This window comes from Jiangella muralis (assembly GCF_001270745.1).
Lineage (GTDB): Bacteria > Actinomycetota > Actinomycetes > Jiangellales > Jiangellaceae > Jiangella > Jiangella muralis.
In genome coordinates, this window is the sequence record NZ_KQ434760.1 from 48,902 (window position 1) to 67,508 (window position 18,607).

Here is an 18,607-nt window from a genome sequence, read left to right on the forward strand (position 1 = left end):
GCCGGGCGACTCCGTTCGGCTCGCTGGTGCTCTGCCGCCACATCCGACTGCAGAGCACCATCGCGCGATGGAGGTCTGCGGTCGGATCGGACTGCAGAGCACCAGCGGGGTTACTGACCTCCCTCACCTGCGGATTCGTCGCCCGGCCCGGCTGGTGGCCCGCGGCCGGCCCGCGCGGCCCGGGCTCAGGCCTTGTCGAGGTAGTCGGCCTCCTGCTCGGCCAGCGCGGCCTCGACGGCGTCCAGCAGCGCCGGGTGCGCGGCGAGATCCGGGTCGGCCTCGACGACGGCGGCGGCGTCCTCGCGGGCCTGCTCGATAATGTCGACGTCGCGGATGACCCGGAGCAGCTTCAGGCTGGACCGGTGGCCGGACTGCGACGCGCCGAGCACGTCGCCCTCGCGGCGGTGCTCGAGGTCGACCTGCGAGAGCTCGAACCCGTCGCGGGTACGGGCGACCGCGTCCAGCCGCTCGCGCGCCGGTGTGCCCGGCGGCGCCTCGGTGACCAGCAGGCACACGCCGGGGATCGAGCCACGGCCGATGCGGCCACGGAGCTGGTGCAGCTGCGAGACGCCGAACCGGTCGGCGTCGACGACCACCATCATCGACGCCGCCGCGACGTCGATGCCGACCTCGATGACCGTCGTCGCGACGACCACGGGCGTGGTGCCGGTCGCGAACGCCGCCATGACCGCGTCCTTCGTCTCCGCCGGCAGCCGGCCGTGCAGGACGTCCAGGCCGACGCCCTGCAACGGGCCGGTGCGCAGGTACTCGGCCAGCTCGAGGACGGCGGCCGGGCGGCGCTTGTCGTCCTCGGCCGGCGGCGGCTCCTCCTCGGCCGAGCCGGTGTCGTCGTCGCCGATGCGCGGGCAGACGATGTAGACGCGGTGCCCGGCCTCGACCTCCTCGCGCACCCGCTGCCAGGCCCGGTCGAGGAAGTGCGGCTTCTCGTCCACCGGGACGACGTGCGTGGCGACATCGGCGCGGCCGCGCGGCACGTCGGACAGCGTGGAGATCTCGAGGTCGCCGAAGACAGTCATCGCGACCGTCCGCGGGATCGGCGTCGCGGTCATGACCAGCACGTGCGGCCGCGTGCCGTCGCGGCTCTTGGCGGCCAGCGCGGCCCGCTGCTCGACGCCGAACCGGTGTTGTTCGTCGACGACGACCAGGCCGAGGTCGAAGAACTGGACGTTCTCCTCCAGCAGCGCGTGGGTGCCGACGACGATGCCGGCGTCGCCGGTGACGATCTCGTTCAGTGCGGTCCGGCGCTGCGCCGTCGACATCGAGCCGGTGAGCAGCGCGACCCGGGTGCCCTGGTCGGCGCCGCCGAGCATGCCGGCCTGCGCCAGCTCGCCGAGCATCGCCGTCAGCGAGCGGTGGTGCTGCTGGGCCAGCACCTCGGTCGGCGCCAGCAGCGCGGCCTGTCCCCCGGCGTCGACGACGGCCAGCATCGCCCGCAGCGCGACGACGGTCTTGCCGGCGCCGACCTCGCCCTGCAGCAGCCGGTGCATCGGGTGCGGGGTGTCCAGCTCGGTGGCCAGCTGGTCGCCGACCTGCCGCTGGCCCTCCGTCAGCTCGAACGGCAGCCGCTCGTCCAGCGCGTCGACCAGCCCGCCCGGCGTGGCCCGGCGCGGCTTCGCCGGCAGCGCGGCGGTCGACAGGCGACGCCGGGCCAGCTCCGTCTGCAGGACGAACGCCTCTTCGTACCGCAGCCGGTGCTGCGCCCGCTTGGCCTTCTCGATGGCCTTGGGCCGGTGCACGGCGTGCAGGGCCTCGGTGAGACCGGGCAGGTGCCGCCCGCGCAGGACCTCGGCGGGGATCGGGTCCGGCGGGTCGCCGAGCTGCTGGAGCACGACGTCGACCGTCTTCGCGATCAGCCAGGAGGGGACCTTCACGCTGGCCGGATAGACCGGGATGATCTCGTCGGCGTACTTCTCGGCCGCCTCCTTGATGTCGCCGGCGTCCTCGGGGAACATCTCGTACTCGGGGTGCGCGAGCTGGCGCTGGTCGCGGAACGTGCCGACCTTGCCGGCGAACAGACCGATGCGCTCCGGGCGAAGGTCACGCTCGCGCCATGCCTGGTTGAAGAACGTCAGCCTCAGCTCGCCGGTGCCGTCGGTGACGACCGCCTCCAGGATCGAGCCGCGGCGGTTCTTCATGCTCCGCCTCGAGACGCTCTTCACCATGGCGACGACGGTGACCAGCTCGTCCTCGCGCAGTGAGCTGAGCTCGGTCAGCTCGCCGCGCTGCACGTAGCGGCGCGGATAGTGGCGCATGAGGTCGCCGACGGTGTGCAGGTCGAGCGTGCTCGCCAGCGCCTTCGCGGTCTTGTCGCCGACCACGGGGGTCAGCTGTGTGTCGAATCCGACCATCACTCGACTCCGAGCAGTAGCGGGTAGCGGGGTTGGCCGCCGCGGTACACGACGGTGTCGGCCTCGGGGTGGCCGCGGCGGACGGCGCGGGCGACGCCGTCGGCGAGGCCCTGGCCGGCGCCGTCGCCGGTGACGACGGTGACCAGCTCGCCCCCTGCCGCGAGCATACGGGCGACCACCTCGGTGGCGACCTCGAGCAGGTCGGCGCCGATCACCGCGAAGTCGCCGTCGACCACCCCGAGCACGTCGCCCGGCCGGCACACCCCAGCCATCGTGACGGCCTCCCGTGCGGCGATGGTGACGGCGCCGTGACGGGTCTGGCCCGCGGCGGCCGTCATCGCGACGACGTCGGCGTCGAAGGCGCGGTGCGGCTCGTGGACGGCGAGCGCGGCGAGGCCCTGGACCTGCGCGACCGTGGGGATGACGGCGGCCCTTCTGCCGTGGGTGCGCAGCTCGGCGGCGGCCGCCTCCGCGACCGGCACCGCGTCGCGCTCGTTCGGCAGGATGACGACGTCGCCGGTGCGGCCGGCGTCGCCGCGGTCGACGGCGGCCAGCATCTCGCCGGTGGACGGACGATGCCCCGTCGCCGTCGCCACGACGACCGCTCCGGCCTCGGCGAACAACTCGGCCAGCCCGTCGCCGGCGGCGAACGCGACGATGACCCGCTGGTGGGTCTCGGGCGCGGGCCGGGCGTGCTGGACCGGCAGGTAGGTGACGCTGATGCGGTGCGGCCGGCCGGCGGCGATGCCCGCCTCGATGGCCGCGCCCGCGTCGTCGGTGTGGACGTGCACGTTCCACTCCTCGCCGGCGCCGCTGACGACCAGCGAGTCGCCCAGCCCGGCGAGCGTCTGTTTCAGCGTGTCGACCTCGCGCCGGGTGGCGTCGAGCAGGTACATGACCTCGTAGGCGGGCTCCGGTGCCGGCGGCTCCGGCCGGGCCGGCGCGGGGACGGTGTGGGCGCCGACGGTGCGCGGGCGGGGCAACGGCCGCCGTCCGGTCAGCACCGTGTCGAACGCGTCCAGCAGCACCGTCAGCCCTCGCCCGCCCGCGTCGACGACGCCCGCTCTGCGCAGGACGTCCAGCTGGTCGGGGGTCCGGTCGAGGGCCTCGTGGGCGGCTGCCGCCGCGGCCAGCGCGACGGCGGCGAGGGTGCTGTCCGTCGCGGCCGCGCGGCGTTCGGCAGCGTCGGCTGCGGCACGGGCGACCGTGAGGATGGTGCCTTCGACCGGCTCCGCGACCGCCCGGTGCGCCTCGTCGGCGGCGTTGACGAGCCCGCTGGCCAGCGCGCGCCCGTCCGCCAGCGTCGTGCCCGGACGGCTCAGCACGTCCGCCACCCCGCGCAGCATCTGCGCGACGATGATCCCGGAGTTGCCGCGAGCGCCCATGAGCGCTCCGCGTGCGGCCGCCTCGGCGGTGGCGGCCAGCGTCGGCTCGGCGTCCTCGGCCTGCTGGAGCGCGGCCTCCACCGTGAGGTACAGGTTGGTCCCGGTGTCGCCGTCGGGCACCGGATACACGTTCAGCGCGTCGATCTCCTCACGGGCCGCCGCGAGCGCGTCCAGGCCGGCACGGCACCACCGCAGCAGGATCTCAGCGTCGGGAACCGGTGGCACCCGGCGAGACTACCCCGCGCCGGTTTGTTATCTGGCGCGGCGGCCCGGTACGCTGGGGCGGTTGTTCGCGCCGGGTTCCCGGTGCGGGCACGTTGACCGTTGTCTTCCATCATCCGTCTCAGTAGGAGTCTCCGTGGCTGCCACCTGCGATGTCTGCGGCAAGGGCCCGGGCTTCGGCAACTCGATCTCGCACTCGCACCGCCGGACCCCGCGTCGCTGGAACCCGAACATCCAGACCGTGCGCACGGTCGTCGGGGGCACCCCCAAGCGGCTGAACGTCTGCACGTCGTGCCTCAAGGCCGGCAAGGTCGCGCGCCGCTGACGCTTGCCTGAACGACCATGAACCGCTCCCCTGGTGGGGGCGGTTCATTGTCTTTTCCGCAGGTGGTTTCGGTTGGCCGGGCAACGGTCATCCCCCGGCGAAGTGGTCGTGCCCTCCCGGCGCGTCGTACTCCGCCCCGCCGACGGTCACCCCCGAGCCGGCCGACACCGAGCCGATCACCGTCCACCGCTCCGGCAGTTCCACCTCAGCGGGGAACGTCGCCACCAAGGCGTTGTCGTCGCCGCCGGTGAGCACCCAGGCGAGCGGATCGGCGCCCAGGGCCGACGCGACCTCGCGCAGCGGCCCGGCCACCTCGAGCAACGTGGGGTCGACGTCGATGGACACCCCGCTGGCGGCGGCGACGTGGCCCAGATCGCCCAGGAGCCCGTCGCTCACGTCGCACATCGCCGTCGCGCCCAGCGAGGCGGCCTCAGCCCCCGCTCCGTACGGGACCCGGGGCCGCCGGTGCGCCTCGACGACGGCGCGCGGCGTGCGGAAGCCGCGGCTCAGCACCTGGAAGCCGGCCTCCGCCCAGCCGAGCCGCCCGCACATCGCGACGACGTCGCCCGCCCGGGCGCCGGCCCGGGTCACGGGCTCGGCGCCGGAGAGCGTGCCCAGCGCCGTCACCGAGACGACGATCAGCGGCGAGCGCACGACGTCGCCCCCGACGACGGAGGCGCCGACCAGGGCGGCCTCCTCGCCCAGGCCGGCGGCCAACGAGACCGCCCACGACGCCGGGAGGTCGGCCGGCAGGCCCAGGCCCACCACGAGGGAGGTGGGCCGCGCGCCCATCGCCTCGATGTCGGAGAGGTTCTGCGCGGCCGCCTTGTGACCGACGTCGGCAGGGTCGGACCAGTCGCGGCGGAAGTGCCGGTTCTCCACCAGCAGGTCGGTCGTCACGACGACGCGGCCGTCGGGCGCCGCGACCACGGCGGAGTCGTCGCCGGGGCCCAGGAGGACGTCCGGGCCCTGCGGCAGCCGCGCGGTCACGGCGTCGATGAGGCCGAACTCTCCCAGTTCGCCAACGCTGTCGGGCATTCTCTGCGCTCCCTCTTCTCCCGCACGATTCCTCGACCAGGTAGGTTGACCCCTTCGCACACAGGACGCGTGAGAGGGCAAACCCGTGGTCGTACAGGCTTACATCCTGATCCAGACCGAGGTGGGCAAGGCCGCCGAGGTCGCCCGGAGGATCGCCGAGATCGACGGCGTCACTCTCGCCGAGGACGTCACCGGGCCGTACGACGTCATCGTGCGGGCCGAAGCCAGCAACGTCGACGACCTGGGGAAGCTCGTGGTCGCCCGGGTGCAGACGGTCGACGGCATCACCCGCACGCTCACGTGCCCAGTCGTCCACATCTGACGCCGGCCGTCATCCTCCTCGCGACGGTGCTGGCCGGCTGCGGGTTCGGTGCCGTCGACGTCACGCCGCACGAGCCCGAGCCCGGCAGCGCCGACGTCTGCGCCGCCCTCCAGGATGCCCTCCCCGACACCGTCGACGACGCGATCCGGCGCGACGTCGACCCGTCCTCGGAGTACGTGGCCGCCTGGGGGCAGCCGGCGATCGTGCTGCGCTGCGGCGTCCCGATGCCCGCCTCCTACCGCCCGGACGCCCAGCTGTTCGACGTCGAAGGCGTCGGCTGGCTGGCCGACGAGGGCGAGGGCGGCATGTTCTTCACCGCCGTCGACCGGGAGGTGCTGATCGAGGTCGCCGTCCCCGACGACTACGCGCCCGAGGCGAACGTGCTGACCGACCTCGCGACGGCGATCCTCGACACCGACCCGGAACGCGCCCTGCGCTAGCGTCGGATAATGCCCACCACCCTGACGACGGACCGCCTCACCCTCCGCCCGATCGAGCAGCGCGACGCCGACGCGTGGGCCGCCATGAACGCCGATCCGGCCGTCATGGAGCACTTCACCACCGGCCCGCTGGACCGCGCCGCGGCGGACCGCATGCTCGCCAGGATGCGCGAGCAGCATCTGCAGGAGGGGTTCGGCCTGGCCGCGGTCGAGCGGACGGCCGACGGGGTGTTCCTCGGCTTCACCGGCATGCACCGCCACCCGTGGTTCCCCGGCGAGGTCGAGATCGGCTGGCGGCTGACCCGGCACGCCTGGGGCCACGGCTACGCCACCGAGGCGGCGACCGCCTGGATCGAGCACGCGTTCGGCGAGCTGGGCCTGCCGCGGCTGATCTCGGTCACCGTCCCGGAGAACGAGCGGTCGATCGCCGTGATGCGCCGGCTCGGCTTCACGCTCTGGCAGGAGACGACGCACGACGGCCTCGACGTCGTCGTGTACGCGCGCGACGCCACCTAACGCAGCCCGGTCGGCCGGCGCAGCGCGGTGTCGACGAGGCGGTCGACCAGCGACGGGTAGTCGATGCCGGTCTTCGCCCACAGCTGCGGGAACATCGACGTCGGCGTGAAGCCCGGCATGGTGTTCAGCTCGTTCACCACGAGCGAGCCGTCGTCGCGGAGGAAGAAGTCGACCCGGGCAAGGCTCTCGCAGGACAACGCCTGGAACGCGTCGATGGACATCCGGCGGACCCGTTCGGCGACGTCGGCCGGGAGGTCGGCGGGGATGTCGAGCGCGACGTCGTCGCCGGGCAGGTACTTGGCCTCGAAGTCGTAGAGGTCGTGGCCGGCGCCGAGGCGGATCTCGCCGACGACGCTCGCCTCGGGCTCGCCGCCGCCCTGGCCCTCCAGCACGGCGCACTCGACCTCGCGGCCGGTGACGGCCTCCTCGACCAGCACCTTCGGGTCGTGCTCGCGGGCGGCCAGGACGGCGGCCTCGAGCTCGGACTCGTCGTGCACCTTGCTGACGCCCATGCTCGATCCGGCGCGGGCCGGCTTGACGAACACCGGGTAGCCGAACGCCTCGACCTCGGCGACGACGCGGTCGCGCTGCGGCTCCCACGCCGACGGGCGCACCAGCACGTGCCGGGTCACGGGCAGCCCGGCGCCGGCCAGCAGCAGCTTCATGACGTGCTTGTCCATGCCGACGGCCGAGGCCAGCACGCCGGACCCGACGTAGCGGACGTCGGCCAGTTCGAGCAGCCCCTGGATGGTGCCGTCCTCGCCGTACGGGCCGTGCAGCAGCGGGAACACGACGTCGACCGTGCCCAGCGCGTGCGGCACCTCGCCCGGCGACTGCACCGACAGCGCGCCCCGCCCGGGCAGCACGACGGTGCCGCCCTCGTCGTCGACGGCAGGCATGGTGTGGCCGTGGATGGCCAGCCGCTCCGGGTCGGCGGTGGTCAGCACCCAGCGGCCGGACGTCGTGATGCCGATCGGCAGCACCTCGTACCGGCGCGGGTCGAGCGCGGCCAGGACGCCACCGGCCGTGACACACGAGATCTCGTGCTCGGAGCTTCGGCCGCCGAAGACGACGGCGACCCTGATGCGACGGTCCTGCGAGTAGTTCACCGCGCCGACCCTACCGTTCTCAATGTCCGTGCCGTTCGGGCTTGGCCGAGCGGGACAGCAGCGACCCCACCATCTCGGCGGGCGTGAGCTCGCCCCGGACCACCCCGGTGACGTGCTCGACGATCGGCATGTCGACGCCGTGGCGTCCGGCGAGGTCGAGGATCGACTCGCACGACTTGACCCCCTCGGCGACCTGCCGGGTGCCGGCGACGATCTCGGCGACGGTCTTGCCGCGGCCCAGCTGCTCGCCGAACGAGCGGTTGCGCGACAGCGGCGACATGCAGGTGGCGGCGAGGTCGCCGAGCCCGGCCAGCCCGGAGAACGTGTACGCGTCGGCGCCCAGCGCGGCGCCGAGCCGGGCGGTCTCGGCCAGCCCGCGGGTGATGACGCTGGCGCGGGCGTTGTCGCCGAAGCCGAGCCCGGCGGCGATGCCGACCGCGAGCGCGATGACGTTCTTGACGGCGCCGCCCAGCTCCGCCCCGACGAGGTCGTGGTTGGTGTACGGGCGGAAGTGCGGCGAGTGGCAGGCCCGCTGGATGGCCTTCACGAGGTCGTCGTCGGCGGCCGCGACGACGCTGGCGGCGGGCTGGCGCTGGGCGATCTCGCCGGCGAGGTTGGGCCCGGAGACGGCGGCGATACGCTTCGGGCCGGCGCCGGTGACATCGTCGATGACCTCGCTCATCCGCTTCGCCGTGCCGAGCTCGACCCCCTTCATCAGGCTGACCAGCGCCGCGGACGACGGCAGCGCGGGCGCCCACTCGGCGAGGTTCGAGCGCAACGACTGCGACGGCACCGCCAGCACGACGAGGTCGGCCTCGTGCGCGGCCTCGGCGGGTTCGTGGGTGGCCCGGATCGCGAGCGGCAGCCCGACGCCGGGCAGGTAGTCGGGGTTGGTGTGGGTGGCGTTGATGGCGTCGCACAGCTCCGGGCGGCGGCCCCAGATGGTGACGTCGGCGCCGGCGTCGGCGAGCACGAGCGCGAACGCCGTCCCCCACGAGCCGGCCCCGAAGACGGCGGCGCGGGTCACGGCTGCTCCTCCGGTTGCTGCTTCGGGTCGCCGACCGGCGGCAGCCCGACCGCCTTGGGGTCGAACCGCTCGGCCGGCGCGACCTCGCCGCGGATCTGCGCCAGCTGCGCGGTGATGGCGGCCATGATGCGGTCGGTGGCGATGCGCAGGACGGTGGAGTCGACCGGCCGGCCGCGCAGGTCGTCGAGCGGGATCGGCGGCCCGGCGATGACGGACATCGTCTTGCGCGGCAGCAGCCGGATGCGCTTGGAGTACGGCGCCAGCACGTGGTTGGCGCCCCACTGCGCGACCGGGATGACGTCGCAGCCGGTCTCCAGCGCGACCCGCGCGGCGCCGGTCTTGCCGACCATCGGCCAGAGGTCCGGGTCGCGGGAGATGGTGCCCTCGGGGTAGATCGCGACCAGCTCACCGGCCTTGACGGCGGCGACGGCGGCCCGGTACGCCTGCGACGCGTCGCGCGACTCGCGGTACACCGGGATCTGCCCGGCGGCCGTGATGAGCCGGCCGAACACCGGCACCCGGAACACGCCGGACTTCGCGAGGTACCGGGTGGCGCGGCCGTTGTCCCACAGGAAGTGCGCGAACGACAGCGGGTCGAAGTGCGAGATGTGGTTGCCCGCGACGATCACTCCGGTGCCGCCCGGCGGAATGTTCTCGCCGCCGCGCCAGTTCTGCCGGGTGAAGGTCATGAGGAACGGACGGATCAGGGTTGCGATGAACTTGAACGCGAACCCCACCCCCGCCGGCCCGTTCGCACTCGGTCCCGCCACGTACCTCTCCCTCCGCCCACGTGAATGCCCGCAGACAGTGTCGCTCCACCGGGGTGCGCGCGTCGAACCGGCCACCGGCGCGCCGCGCGAGCCGATGCGCCAGACTGGATCTCGATGACGACACCGCAGCGCTGGACGATCGTGATCCCCGTCAAGCGACCCGAGCACGCCAAGACCCGCCTGGCCGACGCCGTCGGCGAGCACCGCCCGCGGTTCGCCCGCGCGTTCGCCGCCGACACCGTCCAGGCCGCCCTCGACTGCGCGCCGGTGGCCCGCGTCATCGTGGTGACCGACGACGACGAGGCGGCCGCCGAGGCGCGGACGCTGGGCGCCGAGGTCGTGGCCGACGCGCCCGACGCGGGGCTGAACGCGGCGCTGCGGCACGGCGCTGCGGTGGCCCGGCACGCCGACGCCTCGGCCGCCGTGGCGACGCTCTCCGCCGACCTCCCGGCGCTGCGCCCGGCCGAACTGGCCCGCGTGCTCGACGCGGCCGCGGCGCACCCGCGGTCGTTCCTCGCCGACGCCGCGGGCGTCGGCACCACCAGCTACGCCGCCGGTCCGGGCGCCGCGTTCGAGCCGGCCTTCGGCGGGCGGTCCCGGGCGGCGCACCGGCTGGCCGGCGTCGTCGAACTGGACCTCGACGACGTCACGACGGTCCGCCGCGACGTCGACACCGCCGTGGACCTCTGGGACGCCCGCCGCCTCGGCGTGGGCCCGCGGACGGCCGCGTTGCTAGCCGAGCTGGACGTCGCGCTCTAGACCCGGGACGGCGACGAGCCGGGCGGGGGCTCGCGGCCGCCGCCCGGCTCGGGCGCCTGCTCGGGTGCTGCTCGGGTGCTGCTCGGTTCAGCTGCGCGTCGACGGCGGCGTGGTGGTGCCCGGGGCCGACGTCGAGGCCGGGGCCGCGCTGGTCGTCTTGGCGGGGGCCGCGGTCGTCTTCTTGGCGGCCGTGGCGGCGCCGGCGGCCGGGGCCACGGTCTTCTTCGCCGCCGTGGCCTTGCGGGCGGTCGTGGTCTTCTTCGCCGCCGCCGTCGTGGTCTTCTTGGCCGCCGTGGCGGTCGTCTTCTTCGCGGCGGTCGTCGTCTTCTTCGCCGCCGTCGCGGTCGTCTTCTTCGCGGCGGTCGTGGTCTTCTTCGCCGGCGTCGCGGTCGTCTTCTTGGCCGCCGTGGTCGCCTTCTTGGCGGCCGCCGCCGTCGTCGCCTTCTTGGCGGCGGTGGTCTTGCGGGCAGCCGGGGCGGCCGTCTTCTTCGCCGCGGTGGCCGTCGTCTTCTTCGCGGCCGGCGTGGTGGACTTGCGGGCCGGTCCGGCTGCCTTCTTCGGCGCCGCCGGGCGGCTGGCCGGCACCTTGCGCGCGGTCGACGCCGCCTTCTTCGCCGGCGCCGCGGCCGTGGTGTCCTTCGACTCGCCGCGAACCGCGACGGCCGCCTTCTTCGCCGCCGACGACACCGAGCGTGTCGCCGACTCCGCGGCTGCGGCGGCCTGGGCCGGCACCAGCGACAGCGACTCCTTGACCCGCGTGCTCGCCTTCTTCACGCCGGCGACGACGTCCTGCAACTCGTCGGCCGGGCTGAACGTGGCCACCGTGCGCTTCTTGGACTTCTTCTTGGCGCTCTTGTCCTTGTCGCGGTCGAAGACGCCGAGCCCCTTGACGGCGACCTTCTCGCCCGCGGCCAGCGAACGCTGGATGCCCTCGACGACGGAGTCGAGCGCGTGCTGCGCCACCTCGCGGTTGCCGTCGAAACCGTCGGCAATGCGGTCGATCAGTTTCTTCTTCCCCACCGTTGCTCCTCAGCCGTCTCGCCCGGCGGGCGAGTTCATCTCACCCACCATAGACGGCTGAGGGCAGCGGATCAGGGACTTCAGACCAGCGTGCGCGGCTTGTGCGACGGACGGGCCGCCTCGAAGTCGTCGATCGCGTCGGGGTGACGCAGGGTGAGCCCGATGTCGTCGAGGCCCTCCATCAGCCGCCAGCGGGTGTAGTCGTCGACCTGCAGCTGCGCGACGATGTCGCCGCACGTGACCACGCGCTGATCGAGGTCGACGCTCACCTCGGTGCCGGGCGCGTTCTCGAGCGCCTTCCAGATCAGCTCGACGTCGTCCTGGCTGAGCTCGCCGGTGAGCAGCCCCTGCTTGCCGGAGTTGCCGCGGAAGATGTCGGCGAACCGCGACGACAGCACGGCCTTGAAGCCGTAGTCCTTGAGCGCCCAGACGGCGTGCTCGCGCGACGACCCGGTGCCGAAGTCGGGGCCCGCGACGAGCACCGAGCCGGCCGCGAACGCCGGGTTGTTCAGCACGAACGTCTCGTCGCCGCGCCACGCCGCGAACAGGCCGTCCTCGAACCCGGTGCGGGTGACCCGCTTGAGGTACACCGCCGGGATGATCTGGTCGGTGTCGACGTTGCTGCGCCGCAGCGGGACGCCGACGCCGGTGTGCCGGATGAACTTCTCCATGACGTCTCCTACGATGCCGGCTCGAGGTCGGCGGGCGACGACAGCGTGCCGCGCACGCTCGTCGCGGCCGCCACCAGCGGGCTGACCAGGTGGGTGCGGCCGCCCTTGCCCTGACGGCCCTCGAAGTTGCGGTTGGACGTGGACGCGCTGCGCTCGCCCGGCGCCAGCTGGTCGGGGTTCATGCCCAGGCACATCGAACAGCCGGCGTGCCGCCACTCGGCGCCGAACGCGGTGAAGACCTCGTCCAGGCCCTCCTCCTCGGCCTGCAGCCTGACCCTCGCCGACCCGGGCACGACGAGCACGCGGACGGTGTCGGCCTTCTTGCGGCCCTTGACGACGGCGGCCGCGGCGCGCAGGTCCTCGATGCGGCCGTTGGTGCACGACCCGATGAACACGGTGTCGACGGCGATGTCGCGCAGCGGCGTGCCGGCCTCGAGCGCCATGTACTCCAGCGCCCGCCGGGCGGCCGCCTTCTCCGACTCGTCGGCGAAGCTGTCGGGGTCGGGGACGGACGCCGACAGCGGCAGCCCCTGGCCCGGGTTGGTGCCCCATGTGACGAACGGCTCCAGCGCGTCGGCGTCGATCGTCACCTGGGCGTCGAACACGGCGTCGTCGTCGGTGTAGAGCGTGCGCCAGTACTCCAGCGCGGCGTCCCACTCCTTGCCCTGCGGCGCGTGCGGGCGGCCGTCGATGTAGGCGAACGTGGTGTCGTCGGGCGCGATCATGCCGGCGCGGGCGCCGGCCTCGATGGACATGTTGCAGATCGTCATGCGCGCTTCCATGGACAGTGCGCGGACGGCCTCGCCGCGGTACTCCAGGACGTAGCCCTGACCGCCGCCGGTGCCGATCTTGGCGATGACCGCGAGGATGATGTCCTTCGCGGTGACGCCCGGCTTCAGCGTTCCCTCGACATTGATCGCCATCGTCTTGAACGGCCGCAGCGGCAGCGTCTGGGTGGCGAGCACGTGCTCGACCTCAGAGGTGCCGATGCCGAACGCCAGCGCGCCGAACGCGCCGTGCGTCGACGTGTGCGAGTCACCGCAGACCACCGTGAGACCCGGCTGCGTCAGGCCCAGTTGCGGCCCGACGACGTGCACGATCCCCTGCTCGGCATCGCCCAGGGAGTGCAGCCGCACACCGAATTCCTGACAGTTCCGCCGCAGCGTCTCGATCTGCGTGCGGCTGGTGAGGTCGGCGATCGGCTTGTCGATGTCGAGTGTCGGGGTGTTGTGGTCCTCGGTGGCCAGCGTCAGGTCCGGACGGCGGACCGGGCGGCCGGCCAGTCGCAGGCCGTCGAAGGCTTGCGGACTGGTCACTTCGTGGACAAGATGAAGATCGATGTAAAGGAGGTCGGGCTCACCCTCGGCTCGACGCACGACATGCGCGTCCCATACCTTCTCCGCCAGGGTCTGGCCCATCACCTGCTCCGTTCGTCGGTCTGATCTCGGTGGATACACACCACTTGCGATCTCGCATGTTGAGATGGCAATATCGAGTCATGGACAACTCTAGCGGAGTCGGCGTTCTAGACAAGGCGGCACTCGTCTTGTCCGCCCTCGAGGCGGGCCCGGCCACCCTCGCCAACCTGGTGGCCTCCACCGGACTCGCCCGGCCGACGGCCCACCGTCTCGCCGTTGCGCTGGAGCACCACCGGCTCGTCTCCCGCGACCTGCACGGCCGATTCGTCCTGGGGCCACGCCTCGGCGAACTGGCCACCGCCGCAGGTGAGGACCGTCTACTGGCCGCCGCGGGCCCCGTCCTGGCCCGGCTGCGCGAGGCGACCGGCGAGAGCACGCAGCTCTTCCGCCGCCAGGGCGACCAGCGCATCTGCGTCGCCGGCGCCGAGCGCCCCAGCGGCCTGCGCGACACCATCCCCGTCGGGGCGACCGTCACCATGCTGGCCGGGTCGGCGGCCCAGGTGCTGCTCGCCTGGGAAGAGCCCGAGCGCATGCACCGCGGCCTCCAGGGGGCGCGCTTCACCGCGACGATGCTGGCCGCCGTCCGCCGTCGTGGCTGGGCGCAGAGCGTCGGCGAGCGCGAGCCCGGCGTCGCCTCGGTGTCGGCGCCCATCCGCTCCTCCAGCGGCCGCGTCGTCGCCGCCGTCTCCGTCTCCGGGCCGATCGAGCGGCTCACCCGGCAGCCGGGGCGCGTGCACGCCCCCGCCGTCCTCGCCGCGGCCGAGCACCTCACCGGCGTGCTGCGAAGCGCCGAGGACGGCTGACGGCGACGGCCGCGGCCACCGTCACCAGGGCGGCGCTCACCCACAGCGGCGCCCGGACACCCGCCGTCAGCGCGGCGCCGGCCAGCCAGGGGCCGGCCGCGGCGCCGGCGTTCATCGCCGCCGTCGCGTAGGCGCCGGCCAGCCGCGGCGCGCCCGTCGCCGCCCGGAGGGCGCGGGCGATCAGCGCCGACCCGACGGCGAACGACAGCGTCCCCTGCACGACCAGCAGCGCCAGCAGGACCGGCTGACGGTGCGCCAGCAGCGCCGTCAGCATCCAGCCGGCCAGCAGCGCCGTCGTGAGGGCGGCCAGCGCGCGCCGCGGGGCGGGCCGGTCGGCCACGCGGCCACCGATCGTCACCCCGGCGAACGACCCGAGCCCGAACAGCGCCAGCGCCGGCGGCACCCAGCCGTCGCCGAGGCGCGCGACCTCCGTGACCACCGGCGCGAGGTACGTGAACGCGCCGAACGTGGCGGCGTTGACGAGCGCGCCGAGCAGCAGGATCAGCCGGAGCCGGGGACGGCGCAGGACGGCCAGCTCGGCCCGGGCACCGGTCGCCGCCGGCTGGTCGGCGGGCGCGCGGGGCACGGCCCGGACGATGGCCACGAGCGCCGGCACGCAGGCGGCGGCGACCGCCCAGAACGGCGCCCGCCAGCCCCATAGCTGGCCGAGCAGCGCTCCGCCCGGCACCCCCGCGATGCAGGCGACCGTCACCCCGCTCAGCAGCACCGAGGTCGCCCGCCCGGTGTTCCTGGGCCCCGCCATCGCGGTGGCCGTTCCCAGCGCGACGGCCAGGAACCCGGCGTTCGCCACCGCGGCGACCACGCGCGTCGCGACCAGCACCCCGTAGCTGCCGGTCGTCGCCGCCACGACATGCACGAGGAGGAAGGCGGACAGGAAGGTCAGCAGCGCCGACCGCGGCGACCAGCGGCGGCTCAGCAGCGCCATCGCCGGCGCCCCCACGACCATGCCGACGGCGTAGGCGGACGTCAGCGACCCGGCGGCCGCGACGGAGACGGACAGGCCGGCGGCGATCTGCGGCACCAGGCCGGCCAGCATGAATTCGGACGTGCCCTGGGCGAACACGGCCAGGGCGAGCAGGTAGACGACGGGCATGACGGACTCCACGAGACCCGGAACGGCGATGGACGCGTCTGGCCGGGGTCCGGTGGAGTCTGCGGATGCGAATGCGGGCAGCGTCGAGCCACGCCACCGGCCGGCCGGTGGCGGTTAGCGGGACGCTTCCGGGCTGCGCACGCCGCGAGCCTACGGCGCCGGCCGGCCCGCGTGCGACGGGTTTTCCGTCGCCGCCGTCCCGCGCTGGCCGAGCGCCGCCCAGCTCGCGTCGTCGGCCCAGAGGGAGCCGGGGTCGACGTACGGGCGCAGCAGGCCGGCCAGCTCGGGGTCGTGCGCTCCGGCGAGCTCGTCCTCGGCGATGCGCCGGGCCACGCCGGCGAGGAAGTCGGCGACCTGCACGCGCGGCTCGGTGATCGAGTCGGCGAAGCGCAGGCCGGCCAGCCGCCCGTTCAGGGTGCCGAGCGCGGCGATGCGCTCCGGCGTGAGGATCCGCTGCTCGTCGTGCAGGACCCGGACCGGCCGGCCGCCGGAGCTCCAGTGCTCGACCACGCGGGCGAAGGCGGGCACGAGCGGGTCAAGCGACGGGACCGCGCCGGGCCCGCGGTCGAGCGCGTCGCGCAGGTCCGCGGCCCGTTCCCGACCGGCCAGCAGGGCGGCCACGACGTCACCGGCCGCGCCGGTCGCCGGCCGCAGCTCCGACACCGCGACGGTGAACGCCGCCGCCGGATCGTCCGGCGCCGGTCGCCGCCCGGCCGCGCGCAACAGGTCGTTCGACGCCGTCAGGAACGTTGTCCACCGCGCTGTCCCGAACGCGCGCGGCCCGGCCCGGTACAGCGCGGCCGCATCGGCCTCCGACCCGTCCGCCACCGCCGCCACCACCCGCGTGACCAGCAGGAACGGCTTGTCGACGAGATGGACGTGCGCGCGTCCGGCGATCGGGCCGCCGGCGCCGAGGAACCACGCCAGCGCGTCGCGGTGCTTGCTGCGCAGCAGGTGGTTGGCCTTGTACTCGACGGCGGGCGAGCGGATGCGGGCGCGCAGTTCGGCCACGCATGCCGCCGCCGCGGCGGCGTCGACGCGGACGCTGCCGTAGCCGAAGACGTCGGTGTTGCCGCCGGCGAGCCGCTCTCCCTCGGAGCCGGACTCGTCGCAGGCGATCTCGACCGCCGCGGACCCGTCCATGCGCACCGACCCTAGCGCCGTCCCAGCACGGCGACGGCGGCGATCGGCGCCAGGAGCAGGGTCAACGCCCCCGACAGCACGAGGCCGCCGGTGACCCCGGCCAGTTCGATCAGCGGCCCGCCGGCCAGCAGCCCGAGCGGCGCGGCCACCGTCGCGCCGGTGGTCCAGAGCGTGACGACCGGCTGGTGCTCGTCGGGTGCCAGCCCGGACTGCACGAAGCAGTACACGACCGGCGTGAACGGCGCCCACACCAGGCCGCCGAGCCCGAACACGATCATCGCGACGGTCAGGTCCCCGGTGACGGAGAGCGCGATCGGGCACAGCGCCCACAGCGCGACGATCGCGACGAGGACGTGCCGCTGCGGCAGGTTGCGCAGCTGGTTCACGAGGGCGGCGCCGACGAACGCGCCGGCGCCCAGCGCGCCCCACAACAGGCCCAGCGCGGACGCCCCGGCGTCGAGCGTCCCGCGGACGTACAGCGGCAGCGCCACCTCGATCGGCATGTACAGGAAGTTGAAGAAGAACACGACGACCAGCAGCCGTGCGGCGACCGGCCGGCGGCGCAGGATCCGCCAGCCCGACTCCCCCGCGACCTGCCGGCGCCGTGGGCGCACGTCCCTCGGCGCCGACAGCAGCACGGCGGCCAGCAGCACCAGTGCCCCGGCGGCGTCGGCCAGCAGCGCCACCCCGGCGCCGGCGGAGGCGACGACGATGCCGCCCAGCACCGGGCCGACCACGTACAACGCGACCGACGTGTTCAGGCCGAGCAGCCCGTTGACGGCGAACCTGCCCTCGTCGCCGGCCATCGACGTCGCCAGCAGGCGGCGGCTGCTCGACCCGGCCAGCCGGAACAGCGACCCCACCAGGAGCCCGCCGATCAGCACCGGCAACGTCAGCCGGTCCGTCACCGCCAGCACGCCGAGCGCCGTGAACGTCACCGCCCGCAGCACGCAGTCGGCGAGCAGCAGCGTCCGCGGCGGCACCCCGGCCCGGCCCAGCCCGATGACCGACGCCAGGATCGTCGACAGCACGAACGGCGCCGCCGCGACCAGCCCGATGGCGACGGCGCGCGGCACGCTCCCGTGGATCGACAGCGTCTGCACCGGCATCGCCACCAGCAGCATGCCGGTGCCGGCGCCGGCCAGCAGGTCGCCGGCGAGCAGCCCGGCCACGCCCCGGTGCCGCAGGACCTCGCGGTAGGAGCGGTTGCGCGTCAGGTTCAGGACGCCTGGTTGATGCGGATGACGTTGCCCGACGGGTCGCGGAACGCGCAGTCGCGGATGCCGTACGGCTGGTCGGTCGGCTCCTGCAACACCTCGGCGCCGCTGGCCTGCAGCCGGTCGAAGACGCCGTCGAGGTCGGGGGTGGCCAGCGTGAGCGCGCCGTAGGTGCCCTTGGCGATCAGCTCGAGGATGGTGCGGCGCTCGTCGTCGGTGATGCCCGGGTCGGCGGCCGGCGGGTGCAGGACGACGGACGTGCCCGGCTGGTTCGGCGGACCGACGGTGAGCCAGCGCATCCCCTCGTAGCCGACGTCCATGCGCAGCTCGAAGCCGAGGACGTCGCGGTAGAACGCGAGTGCGGCGTCGGGGTCGGTCTGCGGGAGGAACGTGTTGTGGATGGTGATGTCCATGGACGTCACGCTAGTTGTGCGCCGGCGGCGGGCGCTTCTCGTTTCCTGATCGGACGCGTGACCTGCTTGGTGATGCACGACGGCATCTCCGGCGCCGGTTGGGCGGTGCGGGCGCGGTACGTGCTGGGCGGGATGCCGACCAGCTCGGTGAACCGGGTGCTGAACGTGCCCAGCGACTGGCAGCCGACCGCGAAGCACACCTCGGTGACGCTCTGGTCGCCGCGCCGCAGCAGCATCATCGCCCGCTCGATGCGCCGCGTCATGAGGTAGGTGTACGGCGACTCGCCGTAGGCGCGCTTGAACTCACGGCTGAGGTGACCTGCGGACATGTTCGCGCCGCGGGCGAGCGCCTCGACGTCGAGCGGCTGGGCGTACTCGCGGTCGATGCGGTCGCGGACGCGGCGCAGCCGGGCGAGATCGCGCAGCCGCTGAACGTCGTCTGCATTGCTGGTCACCCTCAGAATCCTGCCACGCCCGCCCGGCGGCGGCCAGCGGGGAGCCTTCCGCGGCGGCCGGCGCCGGAGGT

The 18,607-nt window shown here is 74.0% G+C and carries 20 protein-coding genes; 6 read left to right on the forward strand and 14 right to left on the reverse strand.

All coding sequences use genetic code 11. The features are described 5' to 3' along the window. Positions 1-185: 185 nt before the first annotated feature. Both recG and ACW62_RS17560 read right to left on the reverse strand, forming a co-directional pair. Positions 186-2,369 carry an ATP-dependent DNA helicase RecG gene (gene recG / locus ACW62_RS17555; protein ID WP_053205418.1) on the reverse strand — a complete coding sequence of 728 codons (2,184 nt, stop codon included), beginning with the start codon at positions 2,367-2,369 and terminating at the stop codon, positions 186-188. After that, entirely contained in the window at positions 2,369-3,979 is a 1,611-nt protein-coding gene (locus tag ACW62_RS17560) for a DAK2 domain-containing protein (protein ID WP_053205419.1), read from the reverse strand. The genes recG and ACW62_RS17560 overlap by 1 nt, the downstream gene beginning before the upstream one ends. A gap of 133 nt (positions 3,980-4,112) precedes the next feature. Here ACW62_RS17560 and rpmB point away from each other — a divergent pair, with 133 nt between their 5' ends. Then, positions 4,113-4,301: a 50S ribosomal protein L28 gene (rpmB, locus tag ACW62_RS17565; RefSeq protein WP_046771409.1), complete on the forward strand. Its 189-nt coding sequence runs from the start codon at positions 4,113-4,115 to the stop codon at positions 4,299-4,301. 87 nt (positions 4,302-4,388) lie between these two features. Here rpmB and ACW62_RS17570 read toward each other — a convergent pair whose 3' ends face one another. Beyond that, the gene (locus tag ACW62_RS17570; protein WP_053205420.1) at positions 4,389-5,339 is read right to left on the reverse strand and encodes a thiamine-phosphate kinase; all 951 of its coding nucleotides are present in this window, start codon (positions 5,337-5,339) and stop codon (positions 4,389-4,391) included. A gap of 85 nt (positions 5,340-5,424) precedes the next feature. On the opposite strand from ACW62_RS17570, the gene ACW62_RS17575 reads away from it, so the two are divergent. Genes ACW62_RS17575 through ACW62_RS17585 form a run of 3 tightly spaced genes read left to right on the forward strand, consistent with a single transcriptional unit; the run spans position 5,425 to position 6,617 of the window. Beyond that, positions 5,425-5,661, forward strand: coding sequence for an Lrp/AsnC family transcriptional regulator (locus ACW62_RS17575; protein WP_053205421.1), 237 nt, complete (start codon positions 5,425-5,427; stop codon positions 5,659-5,661). After that, a complete protein-coding gene (locus tag ACW62_RS17580) occupies positions 5,640-6,101 on the forward strand; it encodes a DUF3515 domain-containing protein (protein WP_053205422.1) in 462 nt (153 codons plus the stop codon). The genes ACW62_RS17575 and ACW62_RS17580 overlap by 22 nt, the downstream gene beginning before the upstream one ends. 9 nt (positions 6,102-6,110) lie before the next feature. Beyond that, positions 6,111-6,617, forward strand: coding sequence for a GNAT family N-acetyltransferase (locus ACW62_RS17585; RefSeq protein ID WP_083459871.1), 507 nt, complete (start codon positions 6,111-6,113; stop codon positions 6,615-6,617). Here the strand turns inward: ACW62_RS17585 and ACW62_RS17590 are convergent. Genes ACW62_RS17590 through ACW62_RS17600 form a run of 3 tightly spaced genes read right to left on the reverse strand, consistent with a single transcriptional unit; the run spans position 6,614 to position 9,523 of the window. Next, entirely contained in the window at positions 6,614-7,726 is a 1,113-nt protein-coding gene (locus ACW62_RS17590) for a D-alanine--D-alanine ligase family protein (protein ID WP_053205423.1), read from the reverse strand. The genes ACW62_RS17585 and ACW62_RS17590 overlap by 4 nt on opposite strands. 19 nt (positions 7,727-7,745) lie before the next feature. Then, the gene (locus ACW62_RS17595; protein WP_053205424.1) at positions 7,746-8,753 is read right to left on the reverse strand and encodes an NAD(P)H-dependent glycerol-3-phosphate dehydrogenase; all 1,008 of its coding nucleotides are present in this window, start codon (positions 8,751-8,753) and stop codon (positions 7,746-7,748) included. Beyond that, positions 8,750-9,523, reverse strand: coding sequence for a lysophospholipid acyltransferase family protein (locus tag ACW62_RS17600; RefSeq protein ID WP_053205425.1), 774 nt, complete (start codon positions 9,521-9,523; stop codon positions 8,750-8,752). The genes ACW62_RS17595 and ACW62_RS17600 overlap by 4 nt, the downstream gene beginning before the upstream one ends. A 114-nt stretch (positions 9,524-9,637) precedes the next feature. Between ACW62_RS17600 and cofC the strand changes: the two genes are divergently transcribed. Next, entirely contained in the window at positions 9,638-10,282 is a 645-nt protein-coding gene (cofC, locus tag ACW62_RS17605) for a 2-phospho-L-lactate guanylyltransferase (RefSeq protein WP_053205426.1), read from the forward strand. 87 nt (positions 10,283-10,369) lie between these two features. Here the strand turns inward: cofC and ACW62_RS17610 are convergent, their stop codons facing one another. The 3 genes from ACW62_RS17610 to leuC form a co-directional block, all read right to left on the reverse strand. Next, entirely contained in the window at positions 10,370-11,302 is a 933-nt protein-coding gene (locus tag ACW62_RS17610; protein WP_053205427.1) for an HU family DNA-binding protein, read from the reverse strand. 80 nt (positions 11,303-11,382) lie between these two features. After that, positions 11,383-11,973 carry a 3-isopropylmalate dehydratase small subunit gene (gene leuD / locus ACW62_RS17615; RefSeq protein WP_053205428.1) on the reverse strand — a complete coding sequence of 197 codons (591 nt, stop codon included), beginning with the start codon at positions 11,971-11,973 and terminating at the stop codon, positions 11,383-11,385. Between the two features lie 8 nt (positions 11,974-11,981). Then, a complete protein-coding gene (gene leuC / locus ACW62_RS17620; RefSeq protein ID WP_053205429.1) occupies positions 11,982-13,391 on the reverse strand; it encodes a 3-isopropylmalate dehydratase large subunit in 1,410 nt (469 codons plus the stop codon). An 80-nt stretch (positions 13,392-13,471) separates the two neighbouring features. Between leuC and ACW62_RS17625 the strand changes: the two genes are divergently transcribed. Next, entirely contained in the window at positions 13,472-14,194 is a 723-nt protein-coding gene (locus tag ACW62_RS17625) for an IclR family transcriptional regulator (protein WP_053205430.1), read from the forward strand. Here ACW62_RS17625 and ACW62_RS17630 read toward each other — a convergent pair. The 5 genes from ACW62_RS17630 to ACW62_RS17650 form a co-directional block, all read right to left on the reverse strand. Then, positions 14,160-15,308, reverse strand: a complete 1,149-nt coding sequence (locus tag ACW62_RS17630) for a Cmx/CmrA family chloramphenicol efflux MFS transporter (RefSeq protein WP_053205491.1) — start codon at positions 15,306-15,308, stop codon at positions 14,160-14,162. The two genes, ACW62_RS17625 and ACW62_RS17630, sit on opposite strands and share 35 nt — an antisense overlap. 150 nt (positions 15,309-15,458) lie before the next feature. Then, entirely contained in the window at positions 15,459-16,451 is a 993-nt protein-coding gene (locus ACW62_RS17635) for a DUF3800 domain-containing protein (protein WP_053205431.1), read from the reverse strand. 11 nt (positions 16,452-16,462) lie between these two features. Then, positions 16,463-17,623, reverse strand: a complete 1,161-nt coding sequence (locus ACW62_RS17640) for an MFS transporter (RefSeq protein WP_205629431.1) — start codon at positions 17,621-17,623, stop codon at positions 16,463-16,465. Positions 17,624-17,670: 47 nt separating this feature from the next. Beyond that, positions 17,671-18,081: a VOC family protein gene (locus ACW62_RS17645; protein WP_053205492.1), complete on the reverse strand. Its 411-nt coding sequence runs from the start codon at positions 18,079-18,081 to the stop codon at positions 17,671-17,673. Positions 18,082-18,086: 5 nt separating this feature from the next. Continuing rightward, positions 18,087-18,536, reverse strand: a complete 450-nt coding sequence (locus ACW62_RS17650; RefSeq protein WP_053205433.1) for a helix-turn-helix transcriptional regulator — start codon at positions 18,534-18,536, stop codon at positions 18,087-18,089. Positions 18,537-18,607: the final 71 nt, after the last annotated feature.